The sequence below is a fragment of the Streptomyces narbonensis genome (genome assembly GCF_014649015.1).
GTDB classification, from domain to species: domain Bacteria; phylum Actinomycetota; class Actinomycetes; order Streptomycetales; family Streptomycetaceae; genus Streptomyces; species Streptomyces narbonensis.
Genome location: NZ_BMSF01000001.1, coordinates 497,834 through 514,493, shown reverse-complemented (window position 1 = coordinate 514,493; position 16,660 = coordinate 497,834). Strand labels below are relative to the sequence as shown.

The window sequence follows — 16,660 nt, the reverse complement described above, 5'->3', positions numbered from 1 at the left end:
CAAGCCTACGACTTGGGGGCGACGGGCCGAAGGGATTTACGAGGCGGCCGCACGGAAGCCGATCGTGGGCACCGCGCGGCGCAGCGGCCAGGGGCGCGCGGGGGCCGGAAGGAGCCGCTCCAGGAAGGCGTACCGGTCGCGCAGCGCCTCCGGATCCTGCTGGGCGTGGCCCTGGACGTGCTGCCACCAGGCGGCGATCTCTCCCCAGGTGGGGGCGGAGAGCGAGCCGCCGAACTCCTGGACGGAGAGGGCGGCGGTGAGGCCCGCGAAGGCGAGCCGGTCGGCGAGGGGCCAGTCGGCGAGGGTGCCGGTGACGAAACCGGCGACGAAGACGTCCCCGGCGCCGGTCGGGTCGAGGGCGGAGACCTGGATGGCGGGGACCTCGGCGGTCTCGCCGGTGGCGCCGTCGACGGCGTAGGCGCCCTCGGCACCGAGGGTGACCACCGCGTAGCGGACCTTGTCGGCGAGGGCGCGGGCGGCGGCCCGGGGGCAGTCGGTGCGGGTGTACCGCATGGCCTCGGCGGCGTTGGGCAGGAAGGCCTCGCAGTGCTCCAGGTCGGTGAGGCCCGCCAGGTCCCAGCGGCCGGTGTCGTCCCAGCCGACGTCGGCGAAGACCTTGGCGCCGCCGCGCGCGGCCTGCGCCACCCACTCCTCGGCGCGGCCGGGGACGAGGGAGGCGACGGCGGCGCGGGCGTGCGGCGGGTAGGCGGGCAGGGCGCCGTCGAGCGGCGGGGCCTCGTGGCCGTGGGAGACCATGGTCCGCTCGCCCTCGTAGGCCATGGAGACGGTCACCGGGGAGTGCCAGCCGGGGACGGTGCGGGAGAGCGTCAGGTCGATGCCCTCGCCCTGCTCCAGCGCGTCCCAGCAGTACTCGCCGTAGTGGTCGTCGCCGAAGGCGGCGGCGAGGGAGGTGCGCAGGCCGAGGCGGGCGAGGGCGGTGGCCATGTTGGCGACGCCACCGGGGCTGGAGCCCATGCCGCGGGCCCAGGACTCGGTGCCGCGGACGGGGGCGCTGTCGAGGCCGGTGAAGATGATGTCGAGGAAGACCGTGCCGGTCAGGAAGACGTCGCAGGCGGGGTCGGTGGGCTCGCGCAGGCACACCAACGGGTCGACCCCTGCTTGGTGTTGCGGCTGGTCTCCCCTTGCTGTGCTCACGGCGGCTCCCCGGACGTGGTGCGGATCAAATCAGTGTGCCCGATGAGGGCCGGGTGACGGGTGGGACGCACGAGGAAGGCTGACCGCCTACCCGGAAAGTCGCATGCCAAACCGATGGTGACCCGGATCACATAATTTACTCCCGGATACCACCTTCTCGGGCAACTCACCTGCTTGATACACATGGTTCCGCGACCCCGTGCCCCGTGCACCACCGGGCGCTCCACCCCTCCCCTTTTCGTTCCCGGGAACGCCCATGTCGTCGCGGCCTCGCGGCTCGGGGGCCCTCGTCGCCCTCGTTGCTCTCTTCACCGCCGGTTACCTCGCTCCGTACCTGCTGCCGACCGTCGTCGGCCGCCTCGCCTCGGGCCTCGGCATCGGCCCCTCCCAGGCGGGCCTGGTCGGCTCCGTCCTGCTGCTCGGCTCCTCCACCGCCGGATTCACGCTCGCCGCGCGCGGGGAGCGGATCGGCCCCCGCGCGGCGGCCCGCGCGGGTCTGATCGCCATGGCGATCGGGTACGGCTCCGCCGCCGCGACCCACGCCGTGCCGCTGGTGGTCGCGGGCGCGGTCCTCGGCGGCCTCGGCTCGGGCACGGCGACGGCGGTCGCGGCGGCCGGGATCGCCGGGCAGCGCGACCCGCACCGGGCCTCGTCGCTGGGCCTGCTCACGGTCTCGGCGACCGCCGGTGCCCTCTACCTCACGCTGCCGCACCTGAGCTCCGGGCACGCTCCCCCGCTGGTCGCCATCGCCTGCGCGGCTGCCCTGGTGTGGCCGCTGACGGGCCGGCTGCCGGGCGCCCCGCGCGCGGGAGCCGGGCGTACGGAACCGTCGGCCGCCCCCACCGGCCCGCTGCCCCACCGCCGGGCCGGGGCCGTGCTCGCCGGGGGCATCCTGTGCTGGTCCCTCGCGCAGAACGCGCTCTGGGGCGTCAGCGGCCGGATCGGGCTCACCCAGGCCGGCCTCTCAGAGGTCACCGTCGGCGCGGTCTTCGCGGCGGCGCTCGGCGCCGGGCTCGCCGGGGTCACCGCGGCGGGCGCGCTCGGCTCGCGCCTCGGCCGGGCGGTGCCGATCGGCGTGGGCACCGTCGTCATCGCGGGCTGCGTGCTGCTGAGCTCGGCCGCCGGGAGCCTGGCCTCCTTCGCGACCGGCGAGATCCTCTGGAACGCCGTCTACCCGGTCGTCCTCTCGTACCTCCTGGGCCTCGCCGCCTCCCTCGACCCCCGCGGCCGCTGGGCCGTCCTGGTCGGCTCGGCGTCCTCCCTGGGCGTCGCCTGCGGCCCGGTCGTCGGCAGCCTGCTCTCGGAGAACGCCGGGTACACGGGCATGGGCGTGGTCCTCTGCTCCCTGCTCCTCCTCGTCGCGGTCCCCATGACGGCCGTGGCCCGCCACGCCTCCGGCCGCCCGCTCGTCCCGGGCTCCGTCCGGCGCCGCGGCGGCGCCCCCGCCGCCGTCCTCGCGGGCACGGCCTCGGCGTCCTCCGCGCTCGTCCCCCAGATGGGCGCCCCGGAGCAGCCGGTGACCGAGTTCCCCGTCCGCGCGTCCCGCCGCCGCGCGGCGAAATCGGCCTTCCGGCCGGCCGGACCGTCGGACCGGGGCTGAGCGGCGGCTCCACGCCCGCCACCTGCGGCGTTCGTCCCGCCGTCGATCGACTTGTTGGGTGATACGGGCGTCACCCCGTCGACTTCTTCGTGCCTTCCGCCAATACGACGGCCGGACGGGACGGGCGCAGACTCACTGCCACGACCACTGCCGGCCAACCCTCCCTTCCCGGAGGGCTGTTCGGCGTGGCCACCTACCGGACGAAACGTAGACGGGGGAAGCACGTGAACGTGCAGGACCAGTACGACGAGATCGGCGAGGCGTTCGAAGGATTCAAGTCCCTGCCCCTGATGCGCTACGGGGAGGTGCCCAGCTTCCTGAGCCTGGTCGGGGACGTGACCGGCAAGTCGGTCCTCGACCTGGCGTGCGGCACCGGCTTCTACAGCAGGGAGTTCAAGCGGCGCGGCGCCGCCGACGTCTTCGGCGTCGACCTCTCCGCCGAGATGATCGCCGCCGCGAAGGAGATCGACCGGCGTGACCCGCTGGGCGTGGTCTACGAGGTCGGCGACGTCTCCGAGCTGCGGCAGCTCGACCGGAGCTACGACGTCGCGCTGGGCGTGCAGTGTCTCAACTACGCTGGGGACATCGCGGAGATGGAGCGGATGTGCGCCGCCATCCACAAGAACCTGAAGCCGGGCGGGGAGTTCTTCCTGCTCGTCCAGACACCCGACTACCGTTACGACGGCCCGCCGCTGGACAAGTACGGCTTCCGCATCGAGGCGACCGGCGAGGAGATCGAGACGGGCAGCCGAGGACGGCTCACGGCCCTCCTCGCCCCGCATCCGATCACCATCATCACCACGTGCCCGCGCCGCGAGGTCTACGAGCAGTCCCTCAAGGGGGCCGGGTTCGGCGCGCTGGAGTGGGTCCCGCTGTCGGTGTCCGAGGGGGGCGTCCGCGAGTACGGCGAGGAGTTCTGGGCGGACATGCTCTCCAACCCGCCGCTGGAACTGCTGCGCTGCCGCGCCTGACGCGGTCCGCGGGGCCGCCCTGCGGGGAGGGCGGGGCGGCTGCGCGGACACCTCGGCGGCGAGGCCCCGCCACCGGCGCGGAAACGCGCGGGAGCGGGGCCTCGGAGCGTACGGAGGGCCTTGTGGTCAGCCGTCAGTACTGCTCGATCCTGTTGGCGTTGATGTCGTCCAGCACTCCGATGATCCTGCTGTAGCGCTGCGCGGTGCCGGAGTTCACCGGGAGGAGCAGCGTGTCCTGTGCGTGGATCACGGCCTCGCGGACGTTGTGCAGGCCCAGTGACTGGGTGGTACGCGAGAGGATGACCGTTCCGGCGTTGATGCGCCGGGTGGCCAGGTTGAGGTAGACGGCCAACAGCTGCTTGCCCAGGATGCTCTTGGGCGCGTTGTTGTCGCCGAAGGCCGCGGTGACCTCGGCTGCGGACAGGGCCCCGCTCCGGTCGGTGTCGTATCGCTGGTCGGTGGCCTGTACGCGGGCCAGGAACTCGGCGGTCCACTGCTCCGGGTGGTTCCTCCAGTAGCCCTGGGAGAGCGGGTCGCGGCTGGGCGGAGTCACGGTGATGGTGGTGGTGGCGGAGTCCGTGACGGGCGCGAAGGTGCACGCCCCGCCGGCGTTCTTGTAGCCGACGGACACGGTGTCGGTGTAGGTGGTGCCGGCCAGGGCCAGGAGCGTCGGCCTCGCGGTGAAGACGATCTGCCGGTCGCCGGAGTGCGCCGGGAGGCTGCCGACGTTCCAGACCAGGGTCCGGGTGCCGTCGTCGTTGAGGGTCACGGAGCTCGGCCTGGGGCCGGTGCCGAGATCGAGGGCCTGGCTGTAGTACACGCCCGCCGGCAGGGTGTCGGTGAGGGTGACGCCGGATGCGGCGCCGCTCCCCGTGTTCGCGTAGGTGAGGGTGTACGTGATGGCCTGGCCCGCGTCGACGGTGGCCGTGGCGGCTTTGTCCACGGTCAGGACCGGGGCGTGCACGGTGGTGGTCGCCCGTGCCGTGTTGTCGTCCGTGTACGGGTCGGGCACGCCCTCGGTGTCGGTGCCGGTGACCGTGGCGCGGTTGGTGAGGACCGTGCCGTCTGCCGTGTCGCACGGCACGAGGTAGGTGAAGGCCGGTGTGACCGTGGCGGTGGCGCCGTTGGCCAGGTCGGCGAGCGAGCGCTGCTGGGTGCTGCCGTCGGGCAGGGTGTCGTCCACGTGGATGCCCGTGGCGGTACCGGGGCCGAGGTCGGTCACGGTGGTCGTGTAGTGCACCGTGTCCCCGCCGGTGGCGTCGGCTTCGTCGGCGGACTTGGCGATCTTGAGGTCGGCCTGCTGGAACATGGCGCGGACCGATTCCTCGGTCAGCTCCGGCAGGAGCGGGCGGTCTCCGTCGGCGAAGAACTCGGCGTTGAGGCGGGGGTTGTACTGGATGTTCGCCCAGTCGTCGAAGCCGCCCAGGCTCTGACCGGGGCTGGCCTTGCTGCATCCGCCGTTGTCAGGACCGATGGACTGGATGTAGTTGATGTCGGCCGGGATGGCGGATTCCTTGTCGCCGCCGGTTTCGTTCCAGTCGATGGGACCGTTCGTGGCGGGTGCGACGCGCAGCTTGCCGCCGACTCCGTAGACGGTTTTGCGCGCGGGTGAGGGCGTCCCGTACACGCCGTTGTTCTCGTTCAGGCTCGCCTCGTCGAGCACCGTGGCCGGGGTCGTCCCGAGGGCCGTGCCCCGGGCCGCGCTGGAATAGTCCAGCGGCCTTTCGGGGTCCCTGCCCGCGAACTGCAGCGTGTAGTTCATGACGCTGAGGTAGTTCGGTTTGCAGTTGACCGCGTCGTTGCCGCCGTGTCCCAGGCTCAGCGTGTGCCCGAGCTCGTGCATGAAGGTGGCGGCCTCGGACTTCCTGCGTGCGCCGATCTTCTCGACCGTCGAGGAATCCCAGGTGTCCAGGGTCACGATGAAGTCGTTGCCGCCCTGCGGGCCCACGGAGGTCCACTCGGAACTGCCCGACGCCGTTGACGCCTTGGGCGGCGTGGATCCGTCGAAGAAGCTGATGGCGAAGAGCATGTAGCGGAAGGCCTGGCGTTTCGCACTCAGGATGTTCGCGCAGTTGGGGCTGGACCGATCGGCTGCCGAGCCGAAGAATCCGGTGCAGGGGCCGCGCGGGGTCCCGCTCTTCAGGTCGTTGAAGTCGTCCGCCGTGCCAGGGCCGTCCGACCGCCACATGAGGGGGTTCACGGTCGTGACGGCTTCTCCCTCCATGGCATGGAGGTTGACTCCCCGGAACTTGGTCTTCGTCGCGTCGGCCGGATCGGGGTACGGGTCGACCGGAGCCTCGGCGAACGCCTTGACCACGTCGGCGAGGGCTTCGGCCTGCGGTTTGGTCTCGGCCATGTAGTCCGCCTCGACGAACAGGTCCTTGCGGTAGGGGACGGCCCCGTACGGCTGGTCCCCCAGGGGCAGGTCCACGGTTCCGTCGGTGTCGAAGTCGTAGCCCCTGCCCGGGACCTCCCAGGTGTTCATGAGGCCGTCGCCGTCGCTGTCCACGCTGTTCGCCAGGCCCACGCACGTGGGTGTGGTGATCGTGAAGTAGCCCCGGGCCACGGGGCCCTCGCTCTCACCGGCCAGGGTGGGGACCCCCGCTCCCTGTTGACCGGTCAGACCGCTGCCGGTGAACGTGCAGGTCGTCAGGTCGAACGAGAGGTTGAGGTCGTTGCTCGCACCGACCCACCGGACGGGGTCGTCGGCGCTCAGGTCGTCCTGGTCCCACAGCTCCAGGTGGATGGCGACGGGGTTGTGGCTGGTGTCCACGGTCGCCGTCCGGACCCAGTTGGTCCTGAAGTCGGCCCCGTGGGCGCAGCAGTAGTCGTCTTTCCCGTCGAACAGCCCTTGATGGTCGATTTCGAATTTCGGATAGTAGTCGTTCCCACACGCCTCGCCGTCTCCCTCGTCACAGGAGATTTCGACGACCCGGTAGAGGCTCACGGTGATTTGCTCGGTGGCGGCGTGGGCTGAGGTGGCGCCTACGGCGGCCGAGCCCACGAGCATCAACAGAAGTGCGGCGAACAGACGCGCGCACCGACCGACCCTTGACATGCGATGGTCCTCCTCAAGGCCTGACGGCCCCAGTGATAGAGGAGCGGATTTTTGCCCGATGATGGCACTCGCCATCGAACCCGAAACGGGCAACACACCTGCCCGCCGCCACCGCTTGCAAGTGTGCTCGACCGGGCGATCACCGCCGGAGAATCATCGGATGGTCGGCCGGTGCGAAGGCGCGATCGTCGAAACCGGAGAGCGCTGGGAGAGCCCTAGGAGGCGCCGAAGTCGTAGGCCTCCACGTCCGCGAGGTACCGGGCCCTGCGCGGTTCGTCGTCCTCCAGGAAGGAGGCCTCGAAGGAGTTGCGGGCGAGTGCGCGGAGCTGCTCCGGCTCCAGGGCCAGGGCGGCCCGGACCGCGTCGAAGTTGTCACCCGCGTAGCCGCCGAAGTAGGCCGGGTCGTCGGAGTTCACCGTCACGAGGAGGCCTGCGGCCATCATCGCGGGGAGCGGGTGGTCGGCGAGGGTGTCGATGACGCGGAGCCGGACGTTCGACAGGGGGCAGAGCGTCAGCGGCACCTGCTCCCGGGCCAGCCGGTCGACGAGCTCCGGGTCCTCCATGCAGCGCAGACCGTGGTCGATCCGCTCCACCCCGAGGACGTCGAGGGCCTCCCGGACGTAGGCCGCGGGGCCCTCCTCGCCGGCGTGGGCGACGCGGCGCAGCCCGAGCCGGGCGGCCTCCTCGTACACCTCGCGGAACTTCGCGGGCGGGTGGCCGGCCTCCGCCGAGTCCAGGCCGACGCCGGTGATCCGGTGCAGGTACGGCTTCGCGGCCTCCAGGGTGGCCAGGGCCGACTCGGCGGACTCGTCGCGCAGGAAGCACAGGATCAGCCGGGTCGAGATCCCGTACCGCTCCTCGGACCGGTCGAGGGCGGCCCCAAGGCCCTCGATGACCGTGCCGATCGGGACTCCGCGCGCGGTGTGAGCCTGCGGATCGAAGAAGATCTCGGCGTGCCGGACGCCCTGGCCCGCGGCCCGCTCCAGATAGGCCTCGGCGAGCTCGGTGAAGTCCTCGGCGGTGCGCAGGACCGCCATCAGGCCGTAGTACAGGTCCAGGAAGGACTGGAGGTCGCTGAACTCGTACGCCTCGCGCAGTGCGGTCGTGTCCGCGTACGGCAGGGTGACGCCGTTGCGCGCGGCGAGCGCGAAGGCCAGCTCGGGTTCGAGGGTGCCTTCGATGTGGAGGTGGAGCTCGGCCTTGGGGAGGCCCACGGGGAGGTGCATGGGTGGTGCTCTATCTCTTCGGTACGGGGACCCTCATGAGGTCCTGGGCAATGCTCAGTTCGCCGTCGAAGCCGGCCGCCCGCGCCTGCCGCTCGAACTCGGCCGGCTCGCTGTAGCGCTGGGAGAAGTGGGTCAGGACGAGGTGCCGCACGCCCGCGTCCCGCGCGACGGCGGCGGCCTGTCCGGCCGTCAGATGGCCGTGGTCCGTGGCGAGCCGGACGTCCTCGTCGAGGAAGGTCGACTCGATGACGAGCATGTCGGCACCCTCGGCGAGCGCGTGCACCCCGTCGCAGAGGCGGGTGTCCATGACGAAGGCGAAGCGCTGCCCGCGACGGACCTCGCTGACCTCGTCGAGGGAGATGCCGTTCAGGCTGCCCTCCCGCTGGATCCGGCCTACGTCCGGGCCCTTGATGCCGTGCGCGGCGAGCTTCTCCGGCAGGATCCGGCGCCCGTCGGGCTCGGTGACCCGGTAGCCGTACGACTCGACGGGGTGCGAGAGCCTGCACGCGTCGAGGGTGTACGCCTCGGTGACCGCGAGCGGCCCGTCGGCGGCGACCGGCGACTCGGTCAGCTGCACCGTCTCGCGGTAGGCCGTGGCGTACCGCAGCCGCTCGAAGAAGTGCTGCCCGCTCGCCGGGTAGTGGGCGGTGACCGGGTGCGGGACCTGGTCGAGGTTGATCCGCTGGATCACCCCGGCCAGGCCGAGCGAGTGGTCGCCGTGGAAGTGCGTGACGCAGATCCGGTCGAGGTCGTGGGCGGCGACCCCGGCGCGCAGCATCTGGCGCTGGGTGCCCTCGCCGGGGTCGAAGAGGATGCCCTGGCCGTCCCAGCGCAGCAGGTAGCCGTTGTGGTTGCGGTGCCGGGTCGGGACCTGGCTCGCGGTCCCGAGGACGACCAGTTCGCGTACGGACACGGCTTAGCCGGGGGGCCAGTTGAGACCGCGGCCGCCCAGCACGTGCGCGTGGGCGTGGAAGACGGTCTGGCCCGCGCCGGCGCCGGTGTTGAAGACGATCCGGAAGCCGTGGCCGTCGACCTTCTCCTGGGCGGCGACCTCTCCGGCCTCACGCAGTATGTCGGCGGCGACGGTCGGCACGGCGGCGGCCAGCGACGCGGCGTCCGGGTAGTGGAGGCGCGGGATGACCAGGACGTGCGTCGGCGCCTGCGGGTTGATGTCGCGGAACGCGACGGTCGTCTCGGTCTCGCGCACGATCGTCGCCGGCACCTCCCCTGCCACGATCTTGCAGAACAGGCAGTCGCTCTGCGGCTCTCCGGCCATGGCCCGGGCCTCCTCGCCTCTGTTGTGTATGGGTCCATCGGGAATGCTATAGGCCGCCGCCGACAAGATCGGGACGTCCGGCCGTTCGCTCGATCAGTCCTTCGGCGCGCGGCGGTTCAGTGCCGAGCGGCTCACCCAGTACGTGATGATCACACCCCAGAAGAGGGGCGTGCCGAATGCGCTCACCACCCCCGAGTCGAAGGACCACAGGGCGAGGTCGGCGAGCGAATAGAGCCCGAGAAGGCCGACGGCACCGGCCATGAACAGCACGGGCCTGCAGTTGCGCGCCACGAGCAGCATGGGGCGGCGCAGCCGGGGCGGCACCCGGCGGCCCATCCACACCGCCCACCCGGCCCAGGCGCCGACGAGTACGGCCCCGCCGAGCAGGAGCGGGACGGCCGCCTCGGCCCAGCCCGCGCCGACGGGGATCCAGGCGACGGCGACGGCGGAGGCGATGAAGCCGAGGAGGGCGACCCAGCGGGCCCCTGCCGCGGTGTTCCAGGCCATGGCCTCCAGGTTGTAGCGGGCCTTGCGGTCGTCGAGGTCGAGCGCGGCGGAGGCGACGAAGCCCTCGGCGGCCTGCGTCCAGGCCCCGCGCCGGAACCAGCGGCGGCGCAGCCGCAGCAGCGAGAGGTTGTTGTGGGCCTCGCTGCTCTGCGGGTTGAGCCGCAGAGCCGTCTCGTAGGCCCGCTGCGCGGTGGCGTGGTCGCCCCGGCGCTGGGCGGTCAGGCCCACCAGGAAGTGGGCCGCGTCCTCCTCGGGGCCGAGGGCGACGGCGGCCCGCGCCGCCTCGTAGGCCTCGTGCGCGCGGCCCCGGGACCGGGCGTGCTCGGCGTGCTCGGCGAGGGCCGTGCCGAGCGCGTAGTGGCTCCCCCAGTACTGCGGGGCGAGCTCGACGGCCTGCCGGCCGCTCGCCTCGGCGTCCTGGAACCGCTTCAGGGCGAGCAGGATCTGGACGCGCATCAGCCAGCCCATGAGCAGCTCGGGCCGGGCGCGCAGCGCCTCCTCCACGGCGGCCAGGGCGGCCGGGGCGTCGCCGGCCCGGTGGTGGCAGCGGGCGAGCAGGACGAGGGCGTCGGCGTCCTCCGGGTCGGTCGCCAGGTGCTGGGCGACGAGCGCCCCGGCCTGCTCGTACCGGCCGGTGTCGTACAGCGCCTCGGCGCGCAGGAGCGCGGTCGGAGTGGTCACAGCTTGCGCTTCCGCTTCAGGTAGGCGAGGAGGTCGTCGTACAGCCCGCCCTCGTTGGCGAACATGGCGACGTTCCGCGCGGCGGCGAACCACGGCTCCGTGGACGGCTTGATCTGCTTGGCCGCGCCGAGGAGGTCCTTGGTGGTGATCAGGCGTACGGAGCCGGTGCGGGCGGAGTCGAGGAGCGCGGACTCGGCGGCGGACTCGCAGAGGTGGGCGAGGTCGGCGCCGGAGAAGTCCTCGGTGACCTTGACGAGCTTGCCGAGGTCGACGGCCTCGATGGGGCGCTCCCGCAGGTGGTAGCGGAGGATCGCCTCCCGGGCGGCGGCGTCGGGCGGCAGCACGAGGAGCGTGCGGTCGAGCCGGCCGGGGCGGCGCAGCGCGATGTCCACGTCCCAGGGCACGTTGGTGGCGGCGAGCACGAAGACGCCCTCGTTGCCGGCGCCGCTCGCGATGCCGTCCAGCTCGGTGAGGAGCTGGTTGACGACATTGCGCAGGCCGCTGTGGTGCGTACGGGAACGCTTGGCGCCGAGGGCGTCCAGCTCGTCGAGGAAGACGACACAGGGGGCCTGGCGGCGGGCGGTCTCGAAGATGTCGTGGATGTTCTTCTCGGAGGCCCCGATCCACATGTCGAGGACGTCGGAGAGCGAGACGGTGAGGAAGTTCGCGCCGAGCTCGCCCGCGACGGCCCGGGCGATGAAGGTCTTGCCACAGCCGGGAGGCCCGTACAGGAGCAGGCCGCCGCGCAGCGACTTGCCGTACAGCCTGCGCAGTTCGGGATTGCGCATGGGGGCGAGGAAGGCGGCCTCCAGGCGCTCCTTGACCTCCTCCATGCCGCCGACGTCGGCGAGGCGTACGGCACCGGGGGCGTCCACGTCCCAGGCGGCGGCGTCCCCGGCGGCGCCCTCGCCGCCCTCGGCCTGCGGATCGTCGAGGAAGCGGGGGCCGACGAGGTCCTGGACCTGCTGCTCGGCGGCGTCCCAGTCGAAGGCGGGGTGGGACGGGGCGGAGGCCTCGCTCGGGGCCGCGGGCTTCTCTGCCACGGGCTTCTCGGCCGACGCCGCGGGCTTCTCGGCCGACGCCGCGGGCTTCTCGGCCACGGGCGGCTGCACCGGCGCGGGGTCCGGCTCCGGCACCGGGGCCGAGGGCACGCCCATCGCCCGCATCATCAGCGCGCGGGCGTCCGCGTCCCCGGGCGCGTGCTGGAGGGCGACGGCCGCCTCCGCGACGGCCTCCTCGTTGCGCCCCTCGGAAAGGAGCAGCTCGGCGAAGTGGAGGCGCAGGGGTACGTCACCGGGTGCGGCGGCAACGGCGGTGCGCAGACTGCGGATCAGAGGGGACTCGTCGGCCATGCGGCCACCCTATGAAGGACCCGGGGGCGGCCGTCCACCGGGTTCCGGCAAAAACGCCGACCCTCGACGTCACCGACCCCCGGCATCACGGTCCACCAACATCACCGACCCCCGGCACCCACGGTCCACCGACGTCACCCTCCGCCGGAGCCACCGTCCGTACACTGCGCCGGATGAGACGGGACGGCGCGGTGCGCGAACTGACGGTGGACGGCACGGTGTGGCTCTGGAACGTCCGCCACCGCCACCCCGACTGCCGGACGGTCCTCACCCTGCGCCGCGCGGAGACCCGGCACGCCCAGCTCCGTCTGGCCTTCCGGGACGGCCCGGGCCGCATCGTCGCCGGATACCCCTTCGGCCTGGGCGACGTGGCCTCGACCGGCGGCGAGATCCTGAACCTCAACAAGCCGGGAGTCGTACGCCGCTTCCTGGAGGAGGCCGGGACCCGCGGCCTCCTCCCCACGGCCCACGGCGTCCGCGAGGAGGACGCCTGGCCGCTCTACGACACGCTGGCGGAGCCGGCCGAGGGATAGCCCCAGCGGGCTCCGGCCGGCTCAGGCTGACACCAGCCGGCTCCCCCTAGGGGGTGTCGTCACATTCCCGTCGTCGCCCGAAGGGCGGCGCCGCGGGGCAGACGGGAATGTGACGACACCCCCTAGCTCCAGCGGCCGGTGCGTGCCAGGACGAGCGCCGTCGCCGCCGTCCCCGCCGTGGAGGTGCGCAGGACGCTGCGGCCCAGCCGGTACGGCTTCGCCCCGGCCGCCTCGAAGGCCGCGAGCTCGTCGGGCGAGACACCGCCCTCGGGGCCGACGACCAGCACGATCGAGCCCTTCGCGGGCAGTTCGACGGTGGCCAGCGCGTCACTCCCGTGCGCGCGGTCCTCGTGCAGGACCCCGGCGAAGTCGGCGGCGGCGAGGAGGGCGGCGACCTGCTTGGTCGTCATCAGGTCGGCGACCTCGGGGAAGCGGGTGCGGCGCGACTGCTTGCCCGCCTCGCGGGCGGTGGAGCGCCACTTGGCGAGCGCCTTGAGGCCCCGGTCGCCCTTCCACTGGGTGATGCAGCGGGAGGCGGCCCAGGGCACGATCGCGTCGACCCCGGTCTCCGTCATGGTCTCGACGGCGAGTTCGCCCCGGTCGCCCTTGGGCAGCGCCTGGACGACGGTGACGCGCGGCTCCTCCTCGGGGTCCTCGTGCACGGTGGAGAGCTCCACCGTCAGCCGGTCCTTGCCCTCGGCGGCGGACACCACGCAGTCGGCCCAGCGGCCCCGGCCGTCCGTCAGGACGAGCTCCTCCCCCGGGTTCAGCCGCTTCACGGAGACGGCGTGCCGGCCCTCGGGCCCGTCCAGGACGAAGAGGCGGGTGTCGGGGATCGTGTCGACGACGAAGACGGGTGCGGTCATGAGGCGCTCCTGTGAGCCAGGTCGGAGAGTGCGGTGTCGAGTTCGGCTGCCAGGACCTCGACGAGCTGCCCGGCGGGGAGTTCGCGGGCGAGACGGTGGCCCTGCCCGGCCCACAGGGCCATGCCCTGGGCGTCGCCGGCGGCGGCGGCGGCCTTGCGGAGCGGGGCGGTGAGGTGGTGGACCTCCGGGTAGGCGGCGGGGGCGTACGGCCCGTGCTCGCGCATGAAGCGGTTGACGAGCCCGCGCGCCGGACGCCCGGAGAAGGCCCGGGTGAAGGCGGTCCGGGTGAAGAGCGGATCGGTCAGGGCCCTCTTGTGCAGCGGGTGCGCGCCGGACTCGGGGCAGGAGAGGAAGGCGGTGCCGAGCTGGGCGGCGTCGGCCCCGGCGGCGAGGGCTGCGGCGATCTGCGCGCCCCGCATGATCCCGCCGGTGGCGACGATCGGCAGCGCGACGCTCTCGCGGACCTGGGTGACGAGGGCGAGGAGCCCGGTCCCCGGCGTGCCGTCGTCGGCCGGGTCGTCGCGGTACGTGCTCTGGTGGCCGCCGGCCTCGGCGCCCTGGACGCAGACGGCGTCCGCACCGGCCCGCTCGGCGGCGACGGCGTCCTCGGCGGAGGTGACGGTGACGAGCGTGAACGTTCCGGCACGGGCGAAGGCGGCGAGCGTCTCGGGTGCGGGGCAGCCGAAGGCGAAGGAGACGACGCGGACCGGGTCCTCCAGGAGGATCGCCAGCTTGGCGTCGTAGCCGTCGTCACGGCTGTCGTCGGCCTCGCCGAGGGAGGTCTCGTACCAGGTCGCCTCGCCCGCGAGCTGGTGCCGGTAGACCTCGACGGCGGCGGGGTCGGCGTGCGGGCCGCCCGGCGGCATGAAGAGGTTGACGCCGAAGGGCCGCGAGGTGAGCCCGCGTACCTGCTTGATCTCCTGGTACAGGCCTCCGGCCGTCTTGTACCCGCCGGCCAGGAAGCCGAGCGCACCGGCCTTGCAGACGGCTCCGACGAGCTCGGGACAGGAAGCGCCACCCGCCATGGGGGCCTGCACGATCGGAAACCGAAAGAGATCGTTCAGTGCGGTGGTGGACATACGGGCATCGTTTCATGGCCGTGTCGGCGGGCCGAACCGGTGGGCGGGACGGGGAGTCGGCGGGCCGAACCCGTAGGCGGGACGGGGAAAGGGCGGTACCCGTGAGACACGGGTACCGCCCTCGTCCGCCGGCTGTGAGCCGAGCGGCCCAGGCCAAGCGCCTACCGCCCGTTGAAGGCGTCCTTGAGGCGCGAGAACAAGCCCTGCTGCCCAGGCTGGAACTGCCCGGTGGGGCGCTCCTCGCCGCGGAGCTTGGCCAGCTCGCGCAGGAGCCGCTCCTGCTCTGCGTCGAGCTTGCCCGGGGTCTGCACCTCGACGTGCACGATCAGGTCGCCCCGGCCGTTGCCCCGCAGGTGCGTGACGCCGCGGCCGTGCAGCGGGACCGACTGGCCGGACTGCGTGCCCGGGCGGATGTCGATCTCCTCGATGCCGTCGAGGGTCTGCAGCGGCACCTTCGTGCCGAGCGCACCCGCCGTCATCGGGATGGTCACCGTGCAGTGCAGGTCGTCGCCGCGCCGCTGGAACGTCTCGTGCGGGATCTCGTGGATCTCGACGTACAGGTCGCCGGCGGGGCCGCCGCCGGGGCCGACCTCGCCCTCGCCCGCGAGCTGGATCCGGGTGCCGTTGTCGACACCGGCCGGGATCTTGACGGTGAGCGTGCGGCGGGACCGGACCCGGCCGTCGCCCGCGCACTCGGGGCACGGGGTCGGGACGACGGTGCCGAAGCCCTGGCACTGCGGGCAGGGCCGGGAGGTCATGACCTGGCCCAGGAAGGACCGGGTGACCTGGGAGACCTCGCCGCGGCCGCGGCACATGTCACAGGTCTGCGCGGACGTGCCGGGGGCCGCGCCCTCACCCGAACAGGTGGTGCAGACGACGGCCGTGTCGACCTGGATGTCCTTCGTGGTGCCGAAGGCCGCCTCGTTGAGGTCGATCTCCAGACGGATCATGGCGTCCTGGCCGCGGCGCGTCCGCGAGCGCGGACCGCGCTGCGAGGCCGTGCCGAAGAAGGCGTCCATGATGTCGGAGAAGTTGCCGAAGCCACCCGCGCCGAAGCCGCCCGCGCCACCGCCGCCGGAGGCCGAGAGGGGGTCGCCGCCCAGGTCGTAGACCTGCTTCTTCTGCGGGTCCGAGAGGACCTCGTAGGCGGCGTTGATCTCCTTGAAGCGCTCCTGCGTCTTCGGATCAGGGTTGACGTCCGGGTGCAGCTCGCGCGCGAGCCTCCGGAAGGCCTTCTTGATCTCGTCCTGGGAAGCGTCGCGGCGCACGCCGAGTACGGCGTAGTAGTCCGTGGCCACTTACGACTCCGCCAGGATCTGTCCGACGTAACGTGCCACTGCGCGTACCGCTCCCATCGTTCCGGGGTAGTCCATGCGGGTCGGTCCGACCACGCCGAGTTTGGCGACTGCTTCGCCGCCCGAACCGTAGCCGACCGAGACGACCGAGGTGGAGCTCAGCCCCTCGTGGGCGTTCTCGTGCCCGATGCGTACGGTCATGCCCGATTCCTTGGCCTCGCCGAGCAGCTTGAGGAGCACGACCTGCTCCTCCAGAGCCTCCAGGACGGGCCTGATCATCAGGGGGAAGTCGTGTCCGAAGCGGGTGAGATTGGCGGTGCCGCCGATCATCAGCCGCTCCTCGTGCTCCTCCACGAGCGTTTCGAGGAGGGTCGCGAGCACGGTCGAGACCGTGGCGCGGTCCTCGATCTCCTCGAAGGACTCGGGGAGGTCCTGCACCAGCTGCGGCACGTCGGCGAACCGGCGGCCGACGACCCGGCTGTTGAGCCGGGCCCGCAGGTCGGCGAGGGAGGTCTCGCCGAAGGGCGCGGGGCAGTCGATGACGCGCTGCTCGACGCGGCCGGTGTCCGTGATGAGCACGAGCATCAGGCGGGCCGGGGCCAGCGCGAGGAGCTCCACGTGCCGGACGGTCGAACGGGTCAGCGAGGGGTACTGGACGACGGCGACCTGACGGGTCAGCTGCGCGAGCAGCCGCACCGTGCGGCCGACGACGTCGTCGAGGTCGACCGCGCCGTCGAGGAAGTTGTGGATGGCCCGCCGCTCGGGCGTCGACAGCGGCTTGACGCCGGCCAGCCGGTCGACGAAGAGCCGATAGCCCTTGTCGGTCGGAATGCGGCCGGCGCTGGTGTGGGGCTGGGCGATGTACCCCTCCTCCTCCAGCACCGCCATGTCGTTGCGGACGGTGGCGGGCGAGACGCCGAGCTTGTGGCGCTCGGTGAGCGCCTTCGAGCCGACCGGCTCCTCCGTCCCGACGTAGTCCTGGACGATGGCGCGCAGGACCTCGAGTCTGCGTTCGCTGAGCATTCGTGCGCACCTCCAGCTGTCGTCGTCGTTCCGGTTGC

General features: G+C 72.5%; 14 protein-coding genes. 3 read left to right on the top strand and 11 right to left on the bottom strand.

What is annotated here, in order from left to right; genetic code table 11:
- Nucleotides 1–36: 36 nt before the first annotated feature.
- A complete protein-coding gene (locus IE124_RS02195) occupies nucleotides 37–1,155 on the bottom strand; it encodes a carbohydrate kinase family protein (protein ID WP_189504175.1) in 1,119 nt (372 codons plus the stop codon).
- Nucleotides 1,156–1,411: 256 nt separating this feature from the next.
- On the opposite strand from IE124_RS02195, the gene IE124_RS02190 reads away from it, so the two are divergent.
- On the top strand, nucleotides 1,412–2,755 hold the full coding sequence (locus tag IE124_RS02190) for an MFS transporter (RefSeq protein ID WP_189504173.1): 1,344 nt from the start codon (nucleotides 1,412–1,414) through the stop codon (nucleotides 2,753–2,755).
- A 224-nt stretch (nucleotides 2,756–2,979) separates the two neighbouring features.
- A complete protein-coding gene (locus IE124_RS02185; protein WP_189504171.1) occupies nucleotides 2,980–3,726 on the top strand; it encodes a class I SAM-dependent methyltransferase in 747 nt (248 codons plus the stop codon).
- Nucleotides 3,727–3,859: 133 nt separating this feature from the next.
- On the opposite strand, the gene IE124_RS02180 is transcribed toward IE124_RS02185, so the two are convergent.
- The 6 genes from IE124_RS02180 to IE124_RS02155 all read right to left on the bottom strand — a co-directional run bounded on the left by IE124_RS02180 (nucleotide 3,860) and on the right by IE124_RS02155 (nucleotide 11,826).
- On the bottom strand, nucleotides 3,860–6,499 hold the full coding sequence (locus IE124_RS02180; RefSeq protein WP_189504169.1) for a CLIPPER-2 domain-containing protein: 2,640 nt from the start codon (nucleotides 6,497–6,499) through the stop codon (nucleotides 3,860–3,862).
- A gap of 500 nt (nucleotides 6,500–6,999) precedes the next feature.
- A complete protein-coding gene (locus IE124_RS02175) occupies nucleotides 7,000–7,998 on the bottom strand; it encodes an adenosine deaminase (RefSeq protein WP_189504739.1) in 999 nt (332 codons plus the stop codon).
- Between the two features lie 22 nt (nucleotides 7,999–8,020).
- On the bottom strand, nucleotides 8,021–8,923 hold the full coding sequence (locus IE124_RS02170; protein ID WP_189504167.1) for a ribonuclease Z: 903 nt from the start codon (nucleotides 8,921–8,923) through the stop codon (nucleotides 8,021–8,023).
- A 3-nt stretch (nucleotides 8,924–8,926) separates the two neighbouring features.
- The gene (locus IE124_RS02165; RefSeq protein WP_189504165.1) at nucleotides 8,927–9,286 is read right to left on the bottom strand and encodes a histidine triad nucleotide-binding protein; all 360 of its coding nucleotides are present in this window, start codon (nucleotides 9,284–9,286) and stop codon (nucleotides 8,927–8,929) included.
- 93 nt (nucleotides 9,287–9,379) lie between these two features.
- A complete protein-coding gene (locus IE124_RS02160) occupies nucleotides 9,380–10,474 on the bottom strand; it encodes a tetratricopeptide repeat protein (RefSeq protein WP_189504163.1) in 1,095 nt (364 codons plus the stop codon).
- The gene (locus IE124_RS02155) at nucleotides 10,471–11,826 is read right to left on the bottom strand and encodes an AAA family ATPase (RefSeq protein WP_189504161.1); all 1,356 of its coding nucleotides are present in this window, start codon (nucleotides 11,824–11,826) and stop codon (nucleotides 10,471–10,473) included. The genes IE124_RS02160 and IE124_RS02155 overlap by 4 nt, the downstream gene beginning before the upstream one ends.
- Nucleotides 11,827–11,999: 173 nt before the next feature.
- Here IE124_RS02155 and IE124_RS02150 point away from each other — a divergent pair, with 173 nt between their 5' ends.
- Nucleotides 12,000–12,359 (top strand): hypothetical protein, encoded by a 360-nt coding sequence (locus tag IE124_RS02150; protein ID WP_229832030.1) that lies wholly within the window; start codon nucleotides 12,000–12,002, stop codon nucleotides 12,357–12,359.
- A gap of 122 nt (nucleotides 12,360–12,481) precedes the next feature.
- Here IE124_RS02150 and IE124_RS02145 read toward each other — a convergent pair whose 3' ends face one another.
- The 4 genes from IE124_RS02145 to hrcA form a co-directional block, all read right to left on the bottom strand.
- Nucleotides 12,482–13,225: a 16S rRNA (uracil(1498)-N(3))-methyltransferase gene (locus IE124_RS02145; RefSeq protein WP_189504159.1), complete on the bottom strand. Its 744-nt coding sequence runs from the start codon at nucleotides 13,223–13,225 to the stop codon at nucleotides 12,482–12,484.
- The gene (locus tag IE124_RS02140; protein WP_189504157.1) at nucleotides 13,222–14,304 is read right to left on the bottom strand and encodes a nitronate monooxygenase; all 1,083 of its coding nucleotides are present in this window, start codon (nucleotides 14,302–14,304) and stop codon (nucleotides 13,222–13,224) included. The genes IE124_RS02145 and IE124_RS02140 overlap by 4 nt, the downstream gene beginning before the upstream one ends.
- A 161-nt stretch (nucleotides 14,305–14,465) precedes the next feature.
- Nucleotides 14,466–15,602, bottom strand: coding sequence for a molecular chaperone DnaJ (dnaJ, locus tag IE124_RS02135; RefSeq protein WP_056640391.1), 1,137 nt, complete (start codon nucleotides 15,600–15,602; stop codon nucleotides 14,466–14,468).
- Nucleotides 15,603–16,622 (bottom strand): heat-inducible transcriptional repressor HrcA, encoded by a 1,020-nt coding sequence (hrcA, locus tag IE124_RS02130; protein ID WP_055643517.1) that lies wholly within the window; start codon nucleotides 16,620–16,622, stop codon nucleotides 15,603–15,605.
- Nucleotides 16,623–16,660: the final 38 nt, after the last annotated feature.

Excerpts from the sequence above, each read along its gene's own strand:
- IE124_RS02145 (WP_189504159.1), bottom strand. The coding sequence starts at position 13,225 with ATGACCGCACCCGTCTTCGTCGTCGACACGATCCCCGACACCCGCCTC.
- IE124_RS02165 (WP_189504165.1), bottom strand. The coding sequence starts at position 9,286 with ATGGCCGGAGAGCCGCAGAGCGACTGCCTGTTCTGCAAGATCGTGGCA.
- IE124_RS02190 (WP_189504173.1), top strand. The coding sequence starts at position 1,412 with ATGTCGTCGCGGCCTCGCGGCTCGGGGGCCCTCGTCGCCCTCGTTGCT.
- hrcA (WP_055643517.1), bottom strand. The coding sequence starts at position 16,622 with ATGCTCAGCGAACGCAGACTCGAGGTCCTGCGCGCCATCGTCCAGGAC.
- IE124_RS02155 (WP_189504161.1), bottom strand. The coding sequence starts at position 11,826 with ATGGCCGACGAGTCCCCTCTGATCCGCAGTCTGCGCACCGCCGTTGCC.
- IE124_RS02150 (WP_229832030.1), top strand. The coding sequence starts at position 12,000 with ATGAGACGGGACGGCGCGGTGCGCGAACTGACGGTGGACGGCACGGTG.
- IE124_RS02140 (WP_189504157.1), bottom strand. The coding sequence starts at position 14,304 with ATGTCCACCACCGCACTGAACGATCTCTTTCGGTTTCCGATCGTGCAG.